The 21,877-nt window shown below is 40.1% G+C and carries 17 protein-coding genes and 2 tRNA genes; 15 read left to right on the top strand and 4 right to left on the bottom strand.

Annotation, left to right across the window (positions count from 1 at the left end; all coding sequences use genetic code 11):
- Positions 1 to 310: 310 nt before the first annotated feature.
- The 7 genes from DW640_RS18265 (at position 311) to DW640_RS18235 (ending at position 6,281) form a co-directional block, all read left to right on the top strand.
- Positions 311 to 754: a hypothetical protein gene (locus DW640_RS18265; RefSeq protein WP_008763542.1), complete on the top strand. Its 444-nt coding sequence runs from the start codon at positions 311 to 313 to the stop codon at positions 752 to 754.
- Positions 755 to 906: 152 nt separating this feature from the next.
- Positions 907 to 1,704: a MotA/TolQ/ExbB proton channel family protein gene (locus DW640_RS18260; protein WP_008763543.1), complete on the top strand. Its 798-nt coding sequence runs from the start codon at positions 907 to 909 to the stop codon at positions 1,702 to 1,704.
- 29 nt (positions 1,705 to 1,733) lie between these two features.
- A complete protein-coding gene (locus DW640_RS18255; protein WP_008763544.1) occupies positions 1,734 to 2,339 on the top strand; it encodes a biopolymer transporter ExbD in 606 nt (201 codons plus the stop codon).
- A 15-nt stretch (positions 2,340 to 2,354) separates the two neighbouring features.
- Positions 2,355 to 3,008, top strand: coding sequence for a biopolymer transporter ExbD (locus DW640_RS18250; RefSeq protein WP_008763545.1), 654 nt, complete (start codon positions 2,355 to 2,357; stop codon positions 3,006 to 3,008).
- A 26-nt stretch (positions 3,009 to 3,034) separates the two neighbouring features.
- Positions 3,035 to 3,847: an energy transducer TonB gene (locus DW640_RS18245; protein ID WP_008763546.1), complete on the top strand. Its 813-nt coding sequence runs from the start codon at positions 3,035 to 3,037 to the stop codon at positions 3,845 to 3,847.
- A 1-nt stretch (position 3,848) separates the two neighbouring features.
- Positions 3,849 to 4,793 (top strand): PstS family phosphate ABC transporter substrate-binding protein, encoded by a 945-nt coding sequence (locus DW640_RS18240; protein WP_008763547.1) that lies wholly within the window; start codon positions 3,849 to 3,851, stop codon positions 4,791 to 4,793.
- A gap of 21 nt (positions 4,794 to 4,814) precedes the next feature.
- Positions 4,815 to 6,281 (top strand): tetratricopeptide repeat protein, encoded by a 1,467-nt coding sequence (locus tag DW640_RS18235; RefSeq protein ID WP_008763548.1) that lies wholly within the window; start codon positions 4,815 to 4,817, stop codon positions 6,279 to 6,281.
- 93 nt (positions 6,282 to 6,374) lie between these two features.
- Here DW640_RS18235 and DW640_RS18230 read toward each other — a convergent pair whose 3' ends face one another.
- Both DW640_RS18230 and DW640_RS18225 read right to left on the bottom strand, forming a co-directional pair.
- Positions 6,375 to 8,012 carry an alpha-galactosidase gene (locus DW640_RS18230; RefSeq protein ID WP_008765209.1) on the bottom strand — a complete coding sequence of 546 codons (1,638 nt, stop codon included), beginning with the start codon at positions 8,010 to 8,012 and terminating at the stop codon, positions 6,375 to 6,377.
- 242 nt (positions 8,013 to 8,254) lie between these two features.
- A tRNA-Pro gene (locus DW640_RS18225) sits at positions 8,255 to 8,327 on the bottom strand.
- Between the two features lie 798 nt (positions 8,328 to 9,125).
- Here DW640_RS18225 and DW640_RS18215 point away from each other — a divergent pair.
- The 7 genes from DW640_RS18215 to DW640_RS18190 are packed head-to-tail and all read left to right on the top strand — an operon-like array spanning position 9,126 to position 18,611.
- A complete protein-coding gene (locus DW640_RS18215; RefSeq protein WP_008763550.1) occupies positions 9,126 to 9,716 on the top strand; it encodes a DUF3575 domain-containing protein in 591 nt (196 codons plus the stop codon).
- Between the two features lie 18 nt (positions 9,717 to 9,734).
- Positions 9,735 to 11,153 (top strand): DUF3868 domain-containing protein, encoded by a 1,419-nt coding sequence (locus DW640_RS18210; protein WP_055230040.1) that lies wholly within the window; start codon positions 9,735 to 9,737, stop codon positions 11,151 to 11,153.
- A gap of 54 nt (positions 11,154 to 11,207) precedes the next feature.
- The gene (locus DW640_RS18205) at positions 11,208 to 13,226 is read left to right on the top strand and encodes an Mfa1 family fimbria major subunit (RefSeq protein WP_016269936.1); all 2,019 of its coding nucleotides are present in this window, start codon (positions 11,208 to 11,210) and stop codon (positions 13,224 to 13,226) included.
- 10 nt (positions 13,227 to 13,236) lie between these two features.
- The gene (locus DW640_RS18200) at positions 13,237 to 14,253 is read left to right on the top strand and encodes a FimB/Mfa2 family fimbrial subunit (protein ID WP_008763553.1); all 1,017 of its coding nucleotides are present in this window, start codon (positions 13,237 to 13,239) and stop codon (positions 14,251 to 14,253) included.
- Positions 14,250 to 14,960, top strand: coding sequence for a hypothetical protein (locus DW640_RS18195; RefSeq protein WP_233525456.1), 711 nt, complete (start codon positions 14,250 to 14,252; stop codon positions 14,958 to 14,960). The genes DW640_RS18200 and DW640_RS18195 overlap by 4 nt, the downstream gene beginning before the upstream one ends.
- Before the next feature lie 57 nt (positions 14,961 to 15,017).
- On the top strand, positions 15,018 to 15,338 hold the full coding sequence (locus tag DW640_RS24050) for a hypothetical protein (protein WP_233525455.1): 321 nt from the start codon (positions 15,018 to 15,020) through the stop codon (positions 15,336 to 15,338).
- 45 nt (positions 15,339 to 15,383) lie between these two features.
- Positions 15,384 to 18,611, top strand: a complete 3,228-nt coding sequence (locus DW640_RS18190; protein ID WP_117578797.1) for a DUF4906 domain-containing protein — start codon at positions 15,384 to 15,386, stop codon at positions 18,609 to 18,611.
- Positions 18,612 to 18,695: 84 nt separating this feature from the next.
- On the opposite strand, the gene DW640_RS18185 is transcribed toward DW640_RS18190, so the two are convergent.
- Both DW640_RS18185 and DW640_RS18180 read right to left on the bottom strand, forming a co-directional pair.
- The gene (locus tag DW640_RS18185; protein WP_117578796.1) at positions 18,696 to 19,907 is read right to left on the bottom strand and encodes a site-specific integrase; all 1,212 of its coding nucleotides are present in this window, start codon (positions 19,905 to 19,907) and stop codon (positions 18,696 to 18,698) included.
- Positions 19,908 to 20,284: 377 nt separating this feature from the next.
- A tRNA-Phe gene (locus DW640_RS18180) sits at positions 20,285 to 20,357 on the bottom strand.
- Between the two features lie 204 nt (positions 20,358 to 20,561).
- On the opposite strand from DW640_RS18180, the gene DW640_RS18175 reads away from it, so the two are divergent.
- Positions 20,562 to 21,821, top strand: a complete 1,260-nt coding sequence (locus DW640_RS18175; protein ID WP_117578795.1) for a HAMP domain-containing sensor histidine kinase — start codon at positions 20,562 to 20,564, stop codon at positions 21,819 to 21,821.
- The last annotated feature ends 56 nt before the right edge of the window (positions 21,822 to 21,877 follow it).

Raw genomic sequence — 21,877 nt, 5'->3', positions numbered from 1 at the left:
TCCGGTAGAAATACCAGAAGGGCTTTATTGTTTTGGATACTTTCGGATTTAAGACTGGAGAGGATTTATTGATTATACATATTTCTCTCAATTATTAAACTTGGCGGACTTCTTTAAAACGTATGTACGCCTAACTACTTTTAACACATAAAATCACAAACTGCGAGAACAAAACACTTTGTACGTTGTTTCAATAATAGAGTTAAACTTTTATGCTTAAATGATGTGAATAACGACAAACGGATATATTTAATTGCTACATTTGTCGCCGAAATACGAGAATTCGATATAAACAACTAAAATAAATATCATGAAAGGTTCTGTGAGATTCATATTAGCGATTGTTCTGCTGATGCTATCATATAGCATAGGTGGAAATGCTATGAATATCACTTCATGTATTTCTCAGAACGAATGCTCTTGTCAGTTGTCTGAATCAACTTCCGATACGAATTCTAATTCTTCATTTAAGACTCGTTCGCTGGGGTATGACAGATCATCCCAGTCTTTGTCTATTTCTGACGTAGAATTAGGCTTTAAATCAGTAACAGAAACATCTTCTAATAATTATCGTCTGCGTAGAATCATTGAATCCAATGATTTCTTTAAAGACGTTATGTATAAGTTCTTCTTGTTAAGAGAAAACTCACTTGTATTAGATCAAAGTAAATCCTATTATTCGGATAAGGATCCACATTACTCCATTATCTGTAGCGACTACTACGTGTTCGCTCTAAGACGTATCCTTATTTAATTACTTATCCCATCTTATTTACTTTTTCGTACCCTGTATGAAGCTGTGTGACTTTCATTCTTGAAAAGTCACAGGGTCTATAGCGCAGTGTATCTAATCATTTGAAAATTTTCTAAATAACTAAAATTAATATCTTAACAAAAAAACTTATTATGGAAACTACTAAAAAGTCTCAGATTGTAGGTATAAAGAATGCCGGTATCGTAATCATCTGCTGTTTCATTGTAGCAGTGTGTATTTTTCAGTTCCTGTTGGGAAATCCGTCTAACTTTATGAACAATGATCCTAACAACCATCCATTGAACATGTTGGGTACCATTTACAAAGGTGGTGTGATTGTGCCTGTTATTCAGACACTGTTGTTAACTGTACTCGCTTTGAGTATTGAACGCTTTTTTGCTCTTCGTTCTGCTTTCGGTAAAGGCTCGTTGGCTAAATTTGTAGCTAACATTAAAGAAGCTCTGGCTGCCGGTGACCTTAAGAAAGCACAAGAGATTTGTGACAAACAACGCGGTTCTGTTGCCAATGTAGTTACTGCTACTTTGCGCAAGTATGAAGAAATGGAAAAGAACACTGCTTTGCCTAAAGAACAAAAGCTGCTGGCTATCCAGAAAGAACTGGAAGAAGCAACTGCTCTGGAAATGCCTATGATGCAGCAGAATCTTCCGATTATCGCTACAATTACTACTTTGGGTACATTGATGGGATTGCTCGGTACTGTAATCGGTATGATCCGTTCATTTGCCGCATTGTCCGCCGGTGGTGGTGCCGACTCTATGGCTTTGTCACAAGGTATCTCTGAAGCCTTGATCAATACGGCTTTCGGTATCTTGACAGGTGCGCTGGCTGTTATTTCTTACAACTACTTCACTAACAAAATTGACAAATTGACTTACGGACTCGACGAAGTCGGATTCTCTATCGTGCAGACTTTTGCAGCTACTCATTAATTTGGCGAACCCTTTAAAATCTATTAATCATGGGTAGAGCGAAAATTAAAAAGAAAGATACGTTCATAGATATGACCGCTATGAGTGACGTAACTGTATTGCTTCTGACTTTCTTTATGTTGACATCAACATTTGTGAAGAAGGAGCCGGTGCAGGTTACCACTCCAGCCTCCGTATCGGAAATCAAGATTCCGGAGACAGATGTACTCCAGATTCTGGTTGACCAGGAAGGAAAAATATTTATGAGTCTCGACAAGCAGCAGGATATGCAGGCTGTCTTGGAGAGTATGGGTGAAGAGTATGGCATCAAGTTCACTCCGGAACAGGCAAAGAGGTTCACAGTGGCTTCTACGTTTGGAGTGCCTATCAGAAGTATGCAGAAATTCCTTGACCTCCCGGAAGATCAACGGGACAAAATTCTGAAGAATGAAGGAATTCCTTGTGATAGTACCGATAATCAGTTCAAGTCGTGGGTACGTAATGCACGTGCCGCCAATGCTGATCTGCGAATTGCTATTAAAGCGGACGCTTCAACTCCATACTCAGTGATAAAGAACGTAATGAACTCACTTCAGGATTTGCGGGAAAATCGGTATAATCTGATTACTTCTCTCAAAGCAGAATCTGAAAATTAAAAGGGAGGAAAGACAATGAGTGCTGAAGTACAAGAGAGCAGCGGAAAAAGAGGAAAAGGCAAGCAGAAGAAAATGACTGTCCGGGTAGACTTTACCCCGATGGTGGATATGAACATGTTGCTGATTACTTTCTTTATGCTTTGTACCACGCTGAGCAAGCCTCAGACGATGGAAATAAGCATGCCGAGCAATGACAAGGATATAACTGAACAACAAAAGAGTATGGTGAAAGCCTCTCAGGCAATTACATTATTGCTGGGAGCCGATAACAAGCTCTATTACTATGAGGGAGAGCCTAACTACAAGGATTACACCTCATTGAAAGAGACTAGTTACGGGGCAAACGGGTTACGTGCCGTACTTCTTCAGAAAAATGCTGCAGCTGTCAATCAGGTAAGAGCTTTGAAACAACAGAAGCTCGATCTGAAGATAACAGATGACGAATACAAAAAGAAGGTTTCCGAAATAAAAAGCGGAAAAAATACGCCGACCGTCATTATCAAGGCGACGGATGATGCTTCTTATATGAATCTGATTGATGCATTGGACGAGATGCAGATATGTAATATAGGTAAATATGTGATAACGGATATTGCCGAAGCTGATGAGTTCCTGATTAAGAATTATGATGCTAAGGGAGAACTGTCACAGAACTTGGCCGATAAATGATGTAACACCTAAAAAAAGAAAGTAAAATGGCAAAATTAGATTTAGCTTCTTCGGAATGGTGTCAGCTGATTTTTGAAGGCAAGAATCAAGCGTACGGCGCATATAGAATGCGTGCCAATTCACCCAGACGGCATACTATTGCAATGCTGATTGTGGTGGCGATAGCAATCGTTGGATTTACTATCCCTACGCTGCTTAAGTTGGCAACCCCGGAGCAAAAGGAAGTAATGACAGAGGTAACAACTTTGTCGAAATTGGCAGAACCGGAAATCAAACAGGAAGAGATGAAACGGGTAGAACCGGTTGCACCTCCCCCTCCTGCATTGAAGAGTTCTATTAAGTTTACTGCCCCTGTCATCAAGAAAGATGAAGAGGTGCACGAAGACGATGAGATCAAGAGTCAGGAAGAATTGACTTCTACCAAAGTGGCAATCTCCATTGCCGACGTAAAAGGTAATGACGAAGCCAACGGAGCCGATATTGCTGACCTGAAGCAAGTGGTGACACAGGCTGCAGAACCGGAAAAAGTATTTGATATGGTAGAGCAGATGCCGACCTTCCCCGGTGGACAGCAGGAACTGATGTCATACCTTGGAAAAAATATCAAGTATCCGACAATTGCACAGGAGAATGGAACACAAGGTCGCGTTATTATCCAGTTTGTGGTAGAGCGTGACGGTACTATCACCGACGTGCACGTAGCTCGTGGTGTAGACCCTTACTTGGATAAAGAAGCCGTGCGTGTGGTACAAAGTATGCCGAAATGGATTCCTGGTAAACAAAATGGTAAAGCGGTACGTGTGAAATTCACCGTTCCGGTAATGTTTAGATTACAGTAAGATGATGAAGAGACAATTTTGGCTGGTAGGAATCGTTTTGTTGGCGGTGTTGAGTGCTTGCCGTTCCAAATCGGATGGACCGACGGATACGTATTCGTCTGGGGTGATATCTATTGCGGCGGATGAAAGTTTTGAGCCTATTATACAGGAAGAGATAGATGTGTTTGAAAGTCTGTATCCTTTGGCCGGAATTGTTCCTCGCTACACGACGGAAGTCGAGGCTATTAATTTACTTCTGAAAGACAGTGTCCGGTTGGCTATTGCAACCCGGACATTGACTGAGGAAGAAATGAATTCCTTTCACAGCCGCAAGTTCTTTCCCCGCGAGATTAAGCTGGCTACAGATGGTCTGGCATTAATCGTCAACCGGGACAATCCGGATTCTTTGTTGACCGTACGGGATTTCAGCCGCATCCTCACTGGTGAGGCGAAAGACTGGAAGGATATAAATCCGAACTCCCGCCTGAAGAGTATTCAGGTGGTGTTCGATAATAAAAACTCCAGCACTGTACGCTATACAATGGATTCTATCTGTGGTGGAAAACCACTGGCTACTGACAATGTCAGTGCCTTGAAGACCAATCAGCAGGTGATAAAGTATGTAGCAGAGAACCCCGGAGCAATGGGAGTCATTGGTGTGAACTGGCTGGGCAACCGCAGCGACACCACCAACCTTTCTTTCACCGAGGAAATCAGAGTAATGGCAGTGAGTGCGGAGGATGTAGCTACTCCTGCTAACAGTTATAAGCCTTATCAGGCTTACCTGTATTATGGTAACTATCCATTGGCACGACCCATTTACGCATTACTGAATGATCCTCGCAGTGCGCTGCCTTGGGGATTCGCTTCTTTTATGACATCCGACAAAGGGCAGCGGATTATATTAAAATCTGGACTTGTTCCGGCTACTCAGCCAGTGCGTATTGTCCATGTGAAAGACGAATAATAACTAAAATTAGAGACTATCATGAAAAGAGTACAAATGTTTTTAGCTGGAGCGTTTATAGCAGTTGGGTCGCTCTATGCGCAATCATCTGATGCCGAATGGCAGGCAGGAGTTGCAAAATTGAAAGAAACCATTCAGACGAATCCGGCTCAGGCCAATGAGGAAGCTGAACAGTTGATAAAAGGAAAGAATAAAAAGAATGTGGAACTTCTGGTGGCTATCGGCGAGGTATATCTGAAAGCCGGAAAACTTCCGGAAGCACAGGAGTATGCTGCTCTTGCCAAAAAAGTGAATGGCAAATCGGCTCTTGCCTCCGTACTGGAGGGAGACATCGCCTTTGAGCAGAAAAACGCCGGTCTGGCATCTCAGAAATATGAAGAAGCTATCTATTTCGATCCGAGTTGCACAGAAGCATATCTGAGATATGCGGATATTTATAAATCAGCCAATGCTGCTCTGGCCATTGAAAAACTGGAACAGCTGAAAGCCCAGGAACCGTCCAACACAGCCGTAGATAAGAAACTTGCCGAAATCTATTATTTGAAGAATGATTTTAGTAAAGCCGCCGAAGCTTATTCGCGTTTTGCGATGGGACCGACAGCGACAGAAGAGGATTTAGTGAAATATGCATTTGCCCTCTTCCTGAACCATGACTTCGAGAAGTCACTTGAAGTGGCGAATATGGGATTGAAAAAGAATGCGCGTCACGCGGCGTTCAATCGTCTGGCAATGTATAATTATACAGACCTGAAGCGCTTTGATGAAGCAATAAAAGCGGCGGATGCTTTTTTTACCGAATCGGACAAGGCTGATTATTCATATCTTGACTATATGTATTACGGGCATTTGCTCGAAGCTCTGAAGAAATATGATGAAGCTGTAGGACAATATGAGAAAGCCATACAATTAGATCCGACAAAGACGGACTTATACAAAAATATCTCTTCTGCTTATGAACAGAAGAATGATTATAAAAAAGCAATCAGTGCTTACCAGAAATATTATACATCCCTTGATAAAGAACATCAGACTCCGGATTTACAATTCCAGTTTGGCAGACTTTATTATGGTGCAGGTACGCAGACTGATTCGCTGACAATCAATGCTGAAGAACGCAAGCAGGCTTTGATGGCTGCTGATTCTGTTTTCCATTCCATCGCAGAAGCAGCACCGGACAGCTACCTGGGTAATTTTTGGAGGGCACGTGCCAATTCCGCACTTGACCCTGAAACGACTCTTGGACTGGCGAAGCCTTTCTATGAGGAGGTAGCCACCCTGCTGGAAAGCAAGAATGATCCTCATTATAATTCAGCTTTGATTGAGTGCTACAGTTATCTTGGATATTACTACTTGTTGGCTATTGAAAATCCGGCACTGAAAGCGGAAGCAATGGCGAATAAAGAAAAATCGAAGGAGTATTGGAGCAAAATTCTGGCTATAGACTCCACTAATGCTACTGCTAAAAGGGCATTGGATGGCATCAAATAGTGAATAATTTTAGTTGTTTGTCGTGACAGGAGGAGTGGAGAGTGATCTTAGCTCCTCCTTTTTTATTGTTACGTTTAGCTGTTTTTCAGTCTGTTACATTCCTTTGGTAAGCGTAAAGCAGTCGATGTCCGGTGCCCAGTTGTAGCTGTTGCCCATACGGATATGATTGTAACCGGCTTTCAGATCAACGGGGATTGTGACTTGATTGTGCTTGTCATCTTCTCCCAGTGAATCGATTTTGGTTACGATGCCGTTGACATCTATCTCCAGTTGTCTTCCTTTGCCGAATGAATAATGAACCGTCATTTGGTAACGTCCGCCGTCTGCGCTGTATACTTCCGGCCATTCTGCGTAATTCTCTGGTTGTCCGCCCAAGAAACCTACTTTCATTTTTCCGGAAGCTTCCTGATCGGCGGCATATATGATGCCTTTCGGATTTTTGCCGAGATCATTGAACATTGGCAGGTATGCCCATTCTGCTTCATATAATGTCGGTTCCAGACGTGTTTCGCCTTCCATGCGGAGGAACATAGCGCTGTGTGCAGGAAGCGTTTGCTCAAAGACATCAGAGAAATTTCCTAAATCACTGCGTTTTGCCAAGTCACGTACTTTTACGTTCCCGCCAAACTCCAGTGCCGAGAAAGGTACGGAGAAGCTGCAAACAGTATCCGATGGATTGTAAAGAGCAACGGCACGTACATTACCACGTTTTTGTTCGATGTCTTTTACCAGTACATAGCCTTCGTTCTCATGTTGTGCTACGTATGCCTGCAAGCCCAACGGGTCTTGGTTCAGAGCGATTAATTCTTTGTTTGTCAGCAGTTCAAGAGAAGATTCCGGCAAACTTTCCAGATTACATCCGATCAGCAGAGGCGAGCTCATGATACACCATAAGCCGAAGTGAGCTTCTTCTTCTGTCGGGGTAAGTCCTTTTCCTCCTACTTTGCTGTTGTCGCGGAAACCGATGACCATCATATCCATATCATTGTAGTGCCCGTCTTTGGCGTAGGCAGACAGGTATAGGTTTTTGCCGACCACATATCTCAATGACCCCCAATGTGCATTGATGTCACCGCTGATACGCCATGAAGTAGCTACATCCTTTGCCCATGTGCCGGGAAAAGCCCAACGGCAGATGTTGACAGAGACGTCCTTGTTTACTTTGTCGATGCTGTTCCGGATGGAAGTATAGCGTTCCTGTTCATTCAGGCCCAGTACATCTCCGCCGCAATAGTCTATCTTGATAAAGTCGAATCCCCAGTCGCCGAAATAGAGTTGGGCGTCTTGTTGCTCATGTCCGTAAATACCGGCACCTACTCCTGCATGATCGTTGTCCCAGATAGAACCGCAAGTGTTGTTGCCGGCATCTGTATAAATACCGGCTTTCATTCCAAGACTATGTATATGGTCGGCAACCGGTTTCATGCCATTCGGGAAACGGTTTTTGTTGGTCTGCATCTTTCCATTGCCGTCCCGTTCGCCGAAGAAACCATCATCAATATTAATATAATGATATCCTGCGTCTTTCAGACCTTTTTTAACCATCAGGTCGGCCTGATTCTTAATAATATCTTCACTGATATCTACCCGGAAAGCGTTCCATGAGCTCCAACCCATAATAGGGGGATTGACTGCTTTTTCACTTCCGGACTGAGAAACCTGAGTTTCTGCACAACTAACACATAACAAGGAAACTACCGCTGTGGCTAAAAGGTGGAATCTGTTTTTCATGATGTAATAGGTTGATGAATTAATGGGATTAAATGAAATATTGGTAACAAAGATATAAATGAATCTATTGGCGTGCAAATAAATTAAATTGAAAATAGGGAGGAATCGAACGAAAAAGAAATTGATTATTGAATTATCCGATGGATGATCAGTACTTCATACCCGCCGTCCCGATTTCGTCCCGGCTGTTTTAAAAAATAAGGATTAACTTTCTGAATCTCAGTAAGCTAACCCTTATCTTGTCGGAATGAGGCGACTCGAACGCCCGACCCCTACGTCCCGAACGTAGTGCGCTACCAACTGCGCTACATTCCGCTCTTGAATGTGATGTTGCTGAAAATTGAGCTTTGAAAATTTTTATTCGTAAAACTCTGATTAACAATACAATTATTATCACATTATAATCAAAGAAATAGATTGTATATATGTTAAATGTTTAACCTATATTGCTCTTATTTTTTTGACGGTGCAAAGATATGGAAAAGGTTCGATTTATCCAAATACTATAGGAATATTTTTTGGAGGGAACTTCATAATGTATTCTTTTATAATGATAAGAACAAAGCTATATCCCGTGTTCTTCTCTTTAGTGCTGACTTTTAAGACAAAGAGTTTATCTCCTAATGAGAAACTGAAATATTCATTATTAGGTATACCGGAAATATGCAAAATTGAATATATGCGGATATTAGTTCTAGTATATATACAATTTAAGTACCTTTCTTCCTAAGAGATGTATCCAATCTGTTGCAAAATTATATAAAATATTGTAAATGACAATGTAAAATATAAACTTTTTTTTTAGCTAAACTATTAAAAACTAGGGGATTTGCAAAACTTTGTAATCTATACATATTTCTAGTTAATTCATTATTCATTGAAATTCAATTAATTACAATTATATTACAGATTGGAAACTTCTCTTAGGAAGAGATATATTTGAAATGTCATTTATTTCTACTCATATATATAGGGGTGTTGAAAAGATGTATGTAACATTGATTTGATATATAACGTATGTCTAAAATATTTCTATTTCCGATATATAGGATAAATAGGATTCGAATTGTATGCGTGTATGTGTGAATTTAGTAATATATAATACTTATATATATGAAAAAAAACAAATTGAAACTGTATGCAATTATGATTTTTGTGCTTCTCTGCACAGAAGTACATTGTCAGAAAGTAGCAATCAAAAGCAATTTATTGTATGATGTTACTGCAACTGTTAATGCAGGAATAGAAGTTGGCCTTGCTCCGAAATGGACATTTGATCTTTCTGCCAACTATAATGGCTGGACTTTTTCACATGAGCGTAAGTGGAAACATTGGCTTCTACAACCAGAAGGGCGTTATTGGTTTTGTGATCGTTTCGCTGGTCATTTTGTTGGTGTTCATGCTTTGGGTGGGCAGTATAACATTGGTAATCTGAACAATCATATTTCATTTCTTGGAACAGATTTATCTGTGCTTTCTGATCGTCGTTATCAAGGTTGGTTTGCCGGTGGTGGTATTGCTTATGGTTATGCGTGGATATTGAACAAACGTTGGAATTTGGAAGCGGAGTTAGGTCTGGGCTGGATTTATACTCGCTACGACAGTTATCCCTGTACCCAATGCGGTACAAAAATAGCCGATGGAAAATCGCATAATTATGTTGGACCTACAAAAGCGGCAGTCAATCTTATATATACTTTTTAAATCACACAAATTACGGATATGAATAGAACAACAAAAATATTTTGTAGTAGTTTGCTATTCCTACTCTTGATGATGGGAGCAAAGGCTCAAACAATAATGGGCGGTAATGTGACAGTATCTGACCTTGCCGTGTCTCGTTCGGAAGATAAATTGTTCGTATCAATGGATATTGATGTTTCGGCATTGAGTGTAAAAAGTAACCGTGAAGTGATTCTTACGCCTAGATTGTCAGGAGAAGGTAATGAATTGAACTTACCTTCGGTGATGATAGCTGGTCGCAACCGCTATTATCATCATCTACGCAATGGCTTGTGTACGGATGATGTGATGCTTTATCAAAAAAACAAAGTATCTGTGGTCAAATATCGTACAGTCGTACCTTATGCCGATTGGATGAAACGTGCCATGCTCAGTACGGGCAATGAAACATGCGGTTGTTGCGGCGAGGCACTTGTTGTTGGCAACGAGCCTCTGTTGGTACTTCAGTTGGAGCCGAAAGAATTTGTGCCTGCCTATGTATACATTCGTCCGGAAGCTGAACCGAAAATTAATGTACTGGAAGGTTCGGCTTATATTGACTTTCCTGTGAACCGAACAGAAATTCATGAGAATTATCGTCGTAATCCGACTGAATTGCAAAAGATACTTAATACTATTGATGCGGTGAAGAATGATGTGGATACACGGATTATCTCTGTCAGCATTAAAGGATATGCTTCGCCTGAAAGTCCCTATTCGAATAATGAACGTCTGGCGATGGGACGAACGAAAACACTGAAAGAGTATGTACGCAAACAGTACGATTTTGCCGATTCACTATTCATTACCGATTACGAGCCGGAAGATTGGGCAGGACTCGAACGTTATGTGGAAAACTCGTATCTCGAAAACAAAGCAGGTATTCTGGCATTAATCCGCAGTAACCTGGAACCAGATGCAAAAGAACGTAGCATCAAGACTGCCTTTCCCAAAGATTATGCATTCTTACTGAAAGAGGTTTATCCGGGGCTTCGTCATTCAGACTATGCAGTCAAATATGAAGTGCGTACCTATACTGATATCAACGAAATCAAACGTCTGATTAAGACACAGCCACAGAAGTTAAGTTTGAACGAGATGTATCTTGCTGCACAGGATATGAAACTGGGGAGTGAAGAATATAATGAAACATTCGAAGTCGCTGTACGTATGTTCCCTGATGATGAAGTGGCTAATCTGAATGCTGCAAATGCCGCAATGGACAGGGGGGATATGAAGAATGCGGAATATTATCTGAAGAAAGCTGGAAACTCACCTCAGGCTGTTTATGGTCGGGGAACATACGCTGCCTTGAAGAAGGAGTTTGATATGGCAGAAAAAATGTTTACTGAAGCTGCACATAGGGGGCTGGCTGATGCGGAGGAGATGTTAAAGCAAATAGAAGAGATAAAACATTAACAGGATCTAAATATAAAAACATAGAAATTATTAATTCATTCAAAGTTGCAGATTATGAAAAGAATTAGCAAGTATTTTTTATGCCTTTTTGCCGTAGTTCTCACAGCAGGTTGTGCTGAGGATAAACTAGGTGAAACAGAATTTGACCCTACTGTTTATGAGGGAGATAAGGCATACATGACAGTACAGGTAACTATGCCGTCTGTACCCGGTTCGCGTAGTAATACGGTTGAAGGTGGTGGCAGCAATGTTGGTGTCGAAATCGGTAAAGATTATGAGAACAATGTGAAAAGAATGTACGTGGTACTTGCCCGCAGCACGGATAATGCATTCATTGCTTTTGGTGACATGTCGGACAAGATGAAACAATCCGCAAATAAACAGGCTTATATCGGAACTTCCGAAATAACTAAAACACAGTTGTCTCAGTTCTATAATGATACAGAAACACCAACTGATAAAAAGGAAGTGAATGTATTTATATTTTGTAACCCGACAGATGAATTGGTAGAACTTATCAGTAAAACTGAATATAAGAATACGACATGGTATAATGCAATTTGCAAGGGTGACGATAAGGAATTAGGAAAGATATGGAGCAAGAATGAAGGTGGCAGCTTCCTGATGTCCAACTATTCCATAGCCAAACGCTTGCTTCCTAATACGATGAATGACTGGTTGTTATATAATGAAGCTACTCCGTTTAATCTTTCCGGAATAAACAATGCGGGAAGTTTGTCACAAGTAGACAACAGTGTAGGTGGTGCAGTGAAAGTAGAACGCGCAATGGCACGTTTCGATTTTAGAGATGGTAGTCGTAGTTTGCCTGAAAATATACGTCCTCAGGAAGGCAATACCTATCCGGTTGTACAAGATATTGCACCGGACGGAACACCTGGTGCTTACATTGTAAACGTTCAATTAGGTAAAATGGCTTTGGTGAATATGAATAATAGTTTTTATTATTTGCGTCGGGTATCTGATAATGGACTTCCGGCACAAGCTAGTCTTTGCAGCCCGGAAAAGCCCTGGTTTACCGTTGCGGGAGGTGGGGAAACTCATCTTGTTGGTAATTATGTCGTGGATGTGTGGGCAACCGAGAAGAATCAAGGCATTGAGACAGCAAGATTAAGTGAGTATTTTAATTACCCTCTCTTTCAAGCTGACGGCTCAATAGACAATACAAAGCAAGATCAATGGAACACACATTTATTATCTAACATTCTTGGTGGTGAAGCAGATACAGATAATAGCTGGAATACTGGTAACAAATATGGTGATTATCGTATATGGCGATATGTAACGGAGAATACAATTCCGGGACCGGTTGACAGACAGGTAAACGGTATAACAACCGGTATTGTTTTCAAAGGAAAAATGATAGCTACTGAAGATGCTGCTAATAGCTCTGACGAAGATCTCAAGCGCTTGGCAGAAGTTATTAATTACACTGCTTCTGATTTGAAGCGTGATTCTTATAAAGATCCGATTATTTATATGTTTGGCGGCAATTTGTATGTAAGTTGGCCAAATGTGCGAAAAGCAGTGAAAGCTGTTGCATACAACGAAGAGACCAAAACATGGAGTCGTTCTCATCCGCTTTATGTGGCTGTATATGGTACCGGTGGTACAGGTGAGGAAGGGGATGCTAGCCCTCAAGATGAAAGTAGTGCTAATTCTAAATGGAACACTTGGGACAGAAACAACAAAACACTTGAAGGTTCTTATCTCAGTGATTTCAGACAAGCAGCTACTGATGCCGGCATAACCATCTATCAGTCAAGCGAGGACAAAGACGGTGGTTGGGGCTATTATTGCTACTATTATTATTGGAATCGCCACAATGACAATGGTGTGGAAGGTGAAATGGCTCCGATGGAGTTTGCTGTAGTTCGCAACAATGTTTATAAACTTGCTGTAACTAACATTTCCCGTCTTGGGCATCCACGTATTTCAGATAATGACCCTGATAACCCAGGCCCTGATACTCCGGATGAGCGAGGTGATATTTATCTGACAGTTTCGGTAGATGTATTGCCTTGGGTGGTTCGTGTCAATAATATCGATTTTTAAGAAACCAAAGATGCATAATAAAAAACGAAATATAATTTCAGGGTTTATCAGTACGGTGCTTGGCATCGTACTGATAAATTTTGCCTTTTCATCGTGTGAACGTATTTATGAAGATCTTGCTCCATGTCCGCATGGCGTGTCACTACGCTTCATTTACGACTACAATATGGAATATGCCAATGCATTTGCTAAGAAGGTGGATTGTCTGACATTGCTGGTCTATGATGAAAATGGCAATTATGTGGATACTCGCATAGTGACGGGTACGGAGTTGCAGGACGAGAATTATCGCATGAAGCTGGACCTCAAACAAGGAAATTATCATTTCGTAGCTTATGGTGGTCTGGCTTGTAATAAGAGCTCTTTCCTTATGAAGTATACACCCGGAGAAGGAACTGGATATACCGATTTGCAAGTGGAACTGGATTCGGAATGCTTGACAAATCCCAGACGAAAGAACTTGCATGGTTTGTATTGGGGTGAACTTACTCTCGCAACTGCCGACCTTTACAGTGAAGGCACCGTTGAGATGATGAAGAACACCAATAATATTCGTGTTGTGTTGCAACAAATGAATGGTGAGCCGGTAGATGATAAGAAATTTGAATTTGAAATTACCGATGATAATATACTGTTCAGTTACGATAATAATTTGCTTGAGAATGGTATGGTGACATACACTCCATGGGCGCAAGGGCAAGCTTCGGCAGGATTCACTGATGAGGGAAGAGAAGTGGTGGTAGCTTATGCCGAACTATCTACTTCACGGTTGATGGTGCGTGACTGGTACTCACCTAAGCTGACGGTGCGTCGCAAAGCAGATGGTGTGGAAATTATCAATATTCCACTTATTAACTATTTGCTTATGCTTAAGAGTGATCTGTATGCAAGCATGGATTCGCAGGAGTTTCTCGATCGTGAAAGTGAATGGTCAATGATATTCTTCTTAAGCCCGAATCTTGAATGGATTAAAACTTATATTAAGATAAACGATTGGACTGTCAGAATCAACGATATAGGACAATGAAGAAAATCGCATATATCATTATACCATGGGCTATTTCTCTCCTTTTTCGGGGGTGTGCTCATGATGCAGATAGTGAAATGTTTGACAGGGGAGTGCCGTTAGTGAATCTTAATATCAGCGTTGCCCTGTCTGACATATCGCAATCGGGTACACGGGCCAGTGATATCTATCCAGAGTCTCCGGTAAATGATAATGAGAAGATGAAAACGTTGCGTATTATTGTAGTACGTAACAATGATAATATAGTGGAACATAACCGGATTTACAATTTGGAGGTTGCATCTACTGATTGTTATAGCGAGCCGATGAAGGTTATCGGAAACGAAAAGAAACGAATTTATTTGTTTGCAAATGAAGCTACGGAAATAAAGACAACGGGATTTTTTCCGAAACGTAAATTGGTAGAGTGCGATTTTGAGAAAATTCAGCCCGGAAGCTTATTCTTTACGGATTATATATCCAACCTAACCATTCGGCTAGGCAGTAATACGGAACGAATTGACGGGCCGTTGCCGATGAGTGGACTTTATATGGTAGATGTGCCTGCCGAGGATTGTGAACGTGAGCTTTCCATAACGAGAGCAGCTGTTAAATTTACTTTCAATATAACGAATGAAAGCAGCCGGTCCATAGAGATCACGAAACTGACTATTGATAAAATGGCGGAAAGGGAGTATTACTTGCCGCATAATGCTACATATATATAGAGAGAAACGACGGAGGGAACAAAGTTCTGGGACATAAATAGTTTTGATGTTCCTACTTTGAAAGGGTATTATACATATGATGCGTCATCGTTGTTTAAAGGGCAACTACTCCCGGGAGATGAAAATACGAAAACCAATGAGCAACCGATTTACCTGTTGGAGGGGAAGCATAGTGATGACAACAATAAGGAAAACCCTTATCTGCTGACTTTGGGTGTCAACGGAACAGAATTGAAAAGTTACTTGCCAAATCTTCCACAGTTGCCGCGAAATACACATGTGGTGGTAAATATCACAATTAATGAACATGCAATGGATTGCATAGTAGATGTGCGTCCTTATACCGGAATCACACTAGAACCCGATTTCGGATTATAAAAAATGAAAGGAAAGATTTCCTTAAATAACTTTATACAGGAAAATATGAAACGCAACATTATTTATAGTCTTACAGGTATGCTGATATTTGTCTTGACTGCCTGTACAGATGATTGGCTGAACAACGAAGGCGAAAGAATGCCGGAAGGAGAAGTCAGTGTGAGTGCTACTGTAGAGTTTCTTCCTCTTCGGCCGGCTCTGGATGTAAACACTCGTACGGCAGGAGATGTAATCAAAGACATCAATGATCTTTGTGTGTTGCTGTATGATGAGGAAGGAAATCTGGTGAAATCGTACTATCTTCTTCCGAAAGGTGCTGCTTCAACGGAAACTACAGATAAATTCGATGTTGATGATATTGACCGTACAGACGCAGATGCGGAAGGAGACAAAACGGCGGAAACCAAAACCAAGCGGGCTACCTTCAAGTTAGCTCAAGTTCCTTACGGCTATTATTACATGTATGCGGTAGCAAATATGGGTAACTTGGCTGAATCGGAAAAAGATAATATACAAACAGTCGATAAACTGAAATCGATTAATCTGACATGGGAAGCAGAAAACTGGTTCTCGACAGAAGAAACTACTGATGGAAAAGTGACAAAAGCTACTAAAAACCATCAGATGTTTGGCTACTTCACAACAAAAGAGAATACACCTGCGGGTGCTAACCGCAATACGGAAGCTTCACGGATAGCTATAAACAAGAAAGATATGGAATTGCATGCATGGATTCGCCGTGCAGCTTCCAAAGTAACCATTGCTTATGATGCCAGTGGATTGAAAGAAGGAGTTTTTATTTACTTGAAATCGGTTCAGATAAAGGATATTCCTGTTAATTGCTACTTGGGAAAAACAAACACACCAAGTGAAGATGAACAATCGTCCTTAATAAAAGACGGAGAAATTATAAAGTATTATACAGGAACTACCCCACCTGCATTTGACGAATCTTATCCGGTGCGTTTAGCTACGGGAAGAGCTTATTATCCGTGTGAAGAAAATGGAACTTTTAAATATGGACACGAAGAGGCAGCTGATGCTTTGTTTTTCTTTGAGAATATGCAGGGAGACCAGCCATATGATAAGCGCCAGGATGCAGATAAAGATGGAGAACTGGATCATCCCGGATTACCTCCTCATCTGCAACAGCCGGACAAAGATTATTCAAAATATAGGCCAAAAGATAACGTGCCTTATGGTACATATATTGAAGTAGACGCTTATTATCGTTCTATTAATGAAGAAAAAGTAGGTAGTGGTGATATTAAATACCGTTTTATGCTTGGCAAAAACATTACAACAAACTATGATGCCGAACGTAATCATCACTATAAACTTACATTGAAATTTAAAAATTTTGCAAATGATGCAGACTGGCATATCGAATATGCTGAACCGGAACCAGGTATTGAGGTGCCCAATCCCTATTATATTTCCTATTTATATAACAGAACGATGGATTTGCCTATAAAAATAAATCCAGGTTATGCGAAAGTGGAAAGTGTGAAAGCGGAAATAATCAACAATGGTTGGGCGCCTATTGGTGCAGATGCTAATAATTTTGATTATTATCATTTTGATTTGGAAGGCAAGAATGTATGGAATGGATTTCTTTCTTTGCGCCGTACTACTGCAACCATACTTACAACAACAGAAAAAGATGCTAGTGAAGGCTCGGGTATTGTTTATGCAGAAAGCAACCAAGAATACTATAACCGAACTCAACGAGGAAATCGCGAATATGCCGTAGATCCAGGCATTCACGAAGATACTGAATATGGTAATTATTCTGTGCGTAAAGAAGAGGGGACGAATATACTTCATATGAGTATACCTTTATATACACGTGCGAAACAGATGATCGCAAAAACTAGTTATACCGGGAATAATCCATATGTAGCCTACCGGCGTCAGGCAAAAATAAAAATAACCGCTACTTTATCGCAGGGTGAGCCATTAACAGAAATAGTTGATATATTCCAGGTACGTCGCGTAGTCAATCCAAAAGGAATATATCGACGGCATAATAATGACAAGCCTTTCCATGTCGTTTTAAAACGTTTGGCACGGGAGAATGCTACAAATTTCGAAGAATTTACTTCCGAGGGGGCTTGGGAAGCTGTTGTTGCAGCGACAACACACGAAGGATTTGTGAAGTTAGAAAAAAGTAGTAGTAACAAGTATACGAGTATAGATGAACATGGTACACTTAAGGGGCTTTCCGGTTCAGTAATTGATTTCAAAATTACTTTCAATGGTACATGTACAGAAAATGAATCCCGCCATGCCGTTATTCGTGTCAGCTATCACAACAATACTTGCAATCACCTTATATTTGTCCGCCAGGGCTATGCTCCTGTAGCTTTGCTTGATGAAGGACGGGCTTGGCATACGTTTAATATGAAAACTGCTACGGAGGAAACAGATTCGCCAGTAGAAGAAGGGTCATTGTTTAAGTGGGGAAATCTGAATGAGCCAATTGATGCGTCAAGTAATAAGCATGAGAAAGAATATTGGATAGAAGTACAGCCGAAAGACTTTAAAGATGATAAAGCCAAGCCACTAAAGATTGCTGGAAAAGAGACTACTAAATTGTGGGATGAAATCACATCTCAGCCTTTTAATACCCCTTTTGAAAAGCCTAGAATCAATGGAAAAGAAGTGGAAATTGCCAATTACGATGATTATAATGTATTGTATAAAAGCAAGGATATAGAAATGGGCTATGGTGTACTCTATGGTGATGATGCTGAGGAAACACTTTCCGATATCAATGAAATATACGGATATCGTTATGGCAGTTCCGGCACATATGGTATGCGTGGTTGTTTTATATATAATAAAACGAATGGACGGAATCTATTCTTTCCGATAGGAGCGTCAGGCTATGGACATAGAAAACAAGGATATGGTGATATGAGAAATTGGCAGGGCGTAGTTACTGGTCAGGGCTATATACATGGTGAGACAAAAAATGCAGTTGTACTCCGTTATTCTGCTGGACGTAGTGATAAATTCAATATGACGGCAGGTGATGAGAAACCTTTGTTTTATGATTTGTATATGCGTCCGGGGGCTATCTATTGGTTACAGCGGGTGTATCCACCAGGACGCGATGGAGAAAGTGATATTATGGCGTGGGATATTAATTATTTCTCTTTTGATTTTAATCTGATTTCTAAAAGTAATGTTTACGCAACTCTTACTGGTGAAAATAAAATAGAAACACCTAAAAGTGATGCATGCTTTATCCGTTGTGTAGAGCCATGATAATCTTATTTATTAATAATGTAGCATTGGAAAACTAAACAGGGCTGACTTTTGGGTCAGCCCCGCCAATACTTTTTTTGTATACTATAATGATTTAAGTATAATACTGTTTGCTTTATCCACTATGGAGGCGTCTAACGAGGCTAGATAAATACGTGTTGTGTTTTCGGAGTCATGTCCCATAGCTTCGCTAATAACCGAGATAGAGATATTCTTACTCTTGGCAATGTTTGCCCATGCATGGCGGGCGACATATGTTGTTAGTGTGACGGGGATCTCTAACATTTGTCCTATTACCTTCAGTTTTCTATTAATCAAATGTGAGGCATTTTTATATTCTCTTCTTGGGTCTTTACCGTTATTTTTGATGATAGGTAGTAGATAAGGACTTTCTATAGTATTATATTTATCGACAATTTTTTGCATGGACTTTTCCCACTTAATGAACAATTGTTGGTCGGTTTTATGTCTGCGATAGGACAGAACTCCATTTTGCAGATCTTTCTTTTTCAGATATGCCATGTCAATGAATGACATTCCGCGGGTGTAGAACGAGAACATGAAGATGTCTCTTGCATAATCCATCAAAGGGTTTGTGCTCAGATCTAAATTTTGTATTTGGCGAATTGTTTTTAGAGATACAGCTCGTTTTACTGTTTTGTCAATACCGGTATATACATACTTGAACGGATATTGTTGTTGTGTTAACTCTTTTTCTACAGCACGATTGTATATTGCTCGGAGATTCCGCATATAATATGAACAACTGTTTGGACAGACACCGCAGTTTTTAAGGTATATTTCATATTTTATCATCAGATTGGAATTTACATCTTCAAGTAGAACGTCACCATTATTGTCCATAAAACGCTTGAAACTGTTGTATGCTGAGGCATAAGACTCGGCAGTGCGTTCTTTGCCGATTTGTTTTAGTTGTATAATAAGATCTTGTGCGAATGATAGAAAACTGTATTTATTGATGGGGGGAATACGGAATAGCTCTATTATTTTTCCGGAGGTAAAAGGATTGCCCGAATGTTCAAGCTTTGAAATGATATTTTTCAGTCTATGCATGTCCTCTGCTATTTGGCTTGTTAGTTGAGCGAGAAAACGTCGTCTTATGTCATTATTGTCCGGAAGAATGATGCAAGCCAAATGCTTATCCCATTCTGAAGGAAAAATTTTATAGCCGGTATTGATTTGCCTGGTTACTCTGGCATGAATGATTTGATAGAATAATACGCCTTCTTTTGTTTTTACGGAAGAGGTACGGAATTTGATTTTTATTGTTGCCATATCTACATGATTTGTTATATAAAACTATAAATAAATGAATATAACAAATGAGCATTTATCTGTCTCTTTATAAAATTAGTCCTTTGTCATACAGAAAAAATGCCTAATGGAAACATTTTTATTTATCATTCATTTAGGATATTAGAAAACATATTTGCTATAGAAAAAGTTTGTTCATTAAATGAATTTACAAGTGGGCGAAAAGCTGTTGCTTAACATGAGATGATGATTGAATAAATGCTGTACCAAAATCAATTGCAGAATGGTACCATATTTATGTTGATTCTCATTCCTATTGATTTTACCTGTTCCAGAAAAAGAAAAATCCCTGAATTTTGAAAAAAATCAGGGATTAATATTGTTTTGCTTTTTAAAAGTGGTGCCACCAGGAATCGAACCGGGGACACAAGGATTTTCAGTCCTTTGCTCTACCAACTGAGCTATGGCACCTTTCTCGTTTGCGGGTGCAAAGATAAGTATATTTTTTAATACTGCAATAACTTAGAGAGAATTTTTCGTCTAGTTAGGGAGAAAGAAAAAAACTTTTCTTTTTAGGTAGAATAAATATGCAAATGTAGCATCATTTATTCGGTATATTTTATACTTTTACGAGTCAAAACGATCAGGGCACTACAAACAATAGAATATATTATTATGGCATTACAGTTTGTTACAGTTGTTTTATTAGCTGCATTCATTTATCTACTGATTAAGTATCAGTCGGTTAAGAAGAAAATGATATCGGAAACATCTGTAATGTTGCATGAATCCAAAGAGTTAACTTCCATCCTACAGAATATAAACGTTTACTATCTGTTGATTGACAGAGACTTTATCGTTCACAATACCAATTATTATACACTGAATCATTTGACTCCTGTGCAGGGAGAAATAAAAAGAGTCGGAGATTTATTGCATTGCAGAAATGCGATAGCAGCCGGAGAATGTGGAAAACATGAACAGTGTAAATTGTGCTGCATACGTACATTCATAAGCAAGGCTTTTTATGAGAAGAGAAGCTTTAAGAAACTGGATGCCTCTATGCAACTTTTAAGTGAGGATGAAAAGACGGTTATTCCCTGTGATGTTTCTGTTTCGGGCGTTTATCTGAAAATAAACGGTGAAGAACGTATGGTGCTGACAGTTTATGATGTGACGGAACTTCGAAATATGCAGCGCCTGCTGGATGTAGAAAGAGAAAATGCGATTTCTGCCGACAAACTTAAGTCTGCCTTTATTGCCAATATGAGTCACGAAGTCCGTACTCCATTGAATGCCATTGTCGGATTCTCGGGGCTGATGGCTACTGCTACCAGCGAGGAGGAAAAGAAGATGTATACCGATATTATCTCTGAAAATAATGAGCGGTTATTGCGACTGGTAAATGATATCTTCGATCTTTCGCAAATAGATGCAGGCGTGTTGAACTTTGTATATTCGGAGTTTGATGCTAATGATCTGCTGAGGGAGCTGGAAGGACTTTTCGGAATGAGGCTGAATGAGAATCCTTTGGTGGCACTGGTCTGTGAAGCACATCTGGAACCGATTATGATGCATTCGGAGAAACAGCGTATAATTCAGGTATTGACGAACTTGCTTCACAATGCGATGAAATTTACTAAAACAGGTGAAATCCGTTTCAGATGCCGTATGGAAGGTACGGATGAAGTCTATTTTTATGTATCGGATACCGGTATTGGTATTCCGAAGGAGGAGCAGGAGAAGATATTCTCCCGTTTTACGAAGCTTGATCGGGAAATGCAGGGAACGGGGCTTGGACTGACGCTTTCCCAAACGATTGTTCATAATTTGGGGGGAAGATTCGGTGTAGAATCGGAAGTCGGTAAGGGTAGTACTTTTTGGTTCATCTTGCCTTTGGTTACGAAGAAAGAAATAACAAATGATAAGATATGAATAATCCCACCTTGAGCATTCCCTGATTCAAGGTGGGATTATTTATGTAAACAATA

The organism is Bacteroides sp. AM23-12, assembly GCF_003434395.1.
Lineage (GTDB): Bacteria > Bacteroidota > Bacteroidia > Bacteroidales > Bacteroidaceae > Bacteroides > Bacteroides thetaiotaomicron.
The sequence above is the reverse complement of the archived record's forward strand: the minus strand, read 5'-3'. Positions and strand labels throughout refer to the sequence as shown.

What these genes read in the sequence shown, in the direction of transcription:
- DW640_RS18265 (WP_008763542.1), top strand. Translation starts at nt 311, where the DNA reads ATGAAAGGTTCTGTGAGATTCATATTAGCGATTGTTCTGCTGATGCTA.
- DW640_RS18260 (WP_008763543.1), top strand. Translation starts at nt 907, where the DNA reads ATGGAAACTACTAAAAAGTCTCAGATTGTAGGTATAAAGAATGCCGGT.
- DW640_RS18255 (WP_008763544.1), top strand. Translation starts at nt 1,734, where the DNA reads ATGGGTAGAGCGAAAATTAAAAAGAAAGATACGTTCATAGATATGACC.
- DW640_RS18250 (WP_008763545.1), top strand. Translation starts at nt 2,355, where the DNA reads ATGAGTGCTGAAGTACAAGAGAGCAGCGGAAAAAGAGGAAAAGGCAAG.
- DW640_RS18245 (WP_008763546.1), top strand. Translation starts at nt 3,035, where the DNA reads ATGGCAAAATTAGATTTAGCTTCTTCGGAATGGTGTCAGCTGATTTTT.
- DW640_RS18240 (WP_008763547.1), top strand. Translation starts at nt 3,849, where the DNA reads ATGATGAAGAGACAATTTTGGCTGGTAGGAATCGTTTTGTTGGCGGTG.
- DW640_RS18235 (WP_008763548.1), top strand. Translation starts at nt 4,815, where the DNA reads ATGAAAAGAGTACAAATGTTTTTAGCTGGAGCGTTTATAGCAGTTGGG.
- DW640_RS18230 (WP_008765209.1), bottom strand. Translation starts at nt 8,012, where the DNA reads ATGAAAAACAGATTCCACCTTTTAGCCACAGCGGTAGTTTCCTTGTTA.
- DW640_RS18215 (WP_008763550.1), top strand. Translation starts at nt 9,126, where the DNA reads ATGAAAAAAAACAAATTGAAACTGTATGCAATTATGATTTTTGTGCTT.
- DW640_RS18210 (WP_055230040.1), top strand. Translation starts at nt 9,735, where the DNA reads ATGAATAGAACAACAAAAATATTTTGTAGTAGTTTGCTATTCCTACTC.
- DW640_RS18205 (WP_016269936.1), top strand. Translation starts at nt 11,208, where the DNA reads ATGAAAAGAATTAGCAAGTATTTTTTATGCCTTTTTGCCGTAGTTCTC.
- DW640_RS18200 (WP_008763553.1), top strand. Translation starts at nt 13,237, where the DNA reads ATGCATAATAAAAAACGAAATATAATTTCAGGGTTTATCAGTACGGTG.
- DW640_RS18195 (WP_233525456.1), top strand. Translation starts at nt 14,250, where the DNA reads ATGAAGAAAATCGCATATATCATTATACCATGGGCTATTTCTCTCCTT.
- DW640_RS18190 (WP_117578797.1), top strand. Translation starts at nt 15,384, where the DNA reads ATGAAACGCAACATTATTTATAGTCTTACAGGTATGCTGATATTTGTC.
- DW640_RS18185 (WP_117578796.1), bottom strand. Translation starts at nt 19,907, where the DNA reads ATGGCAACAATAAAAATCAAATTCCGTACCTCTTCCGTAAAAACAAAA.
- DW640_RS18175 (WP_117578795.1), top strand. Translation starts at nt 20,562, where the DNA reads ATGGCATTACAGTTTGTTACAGTTGTTTTATTAGCTGCATTCATTTAT.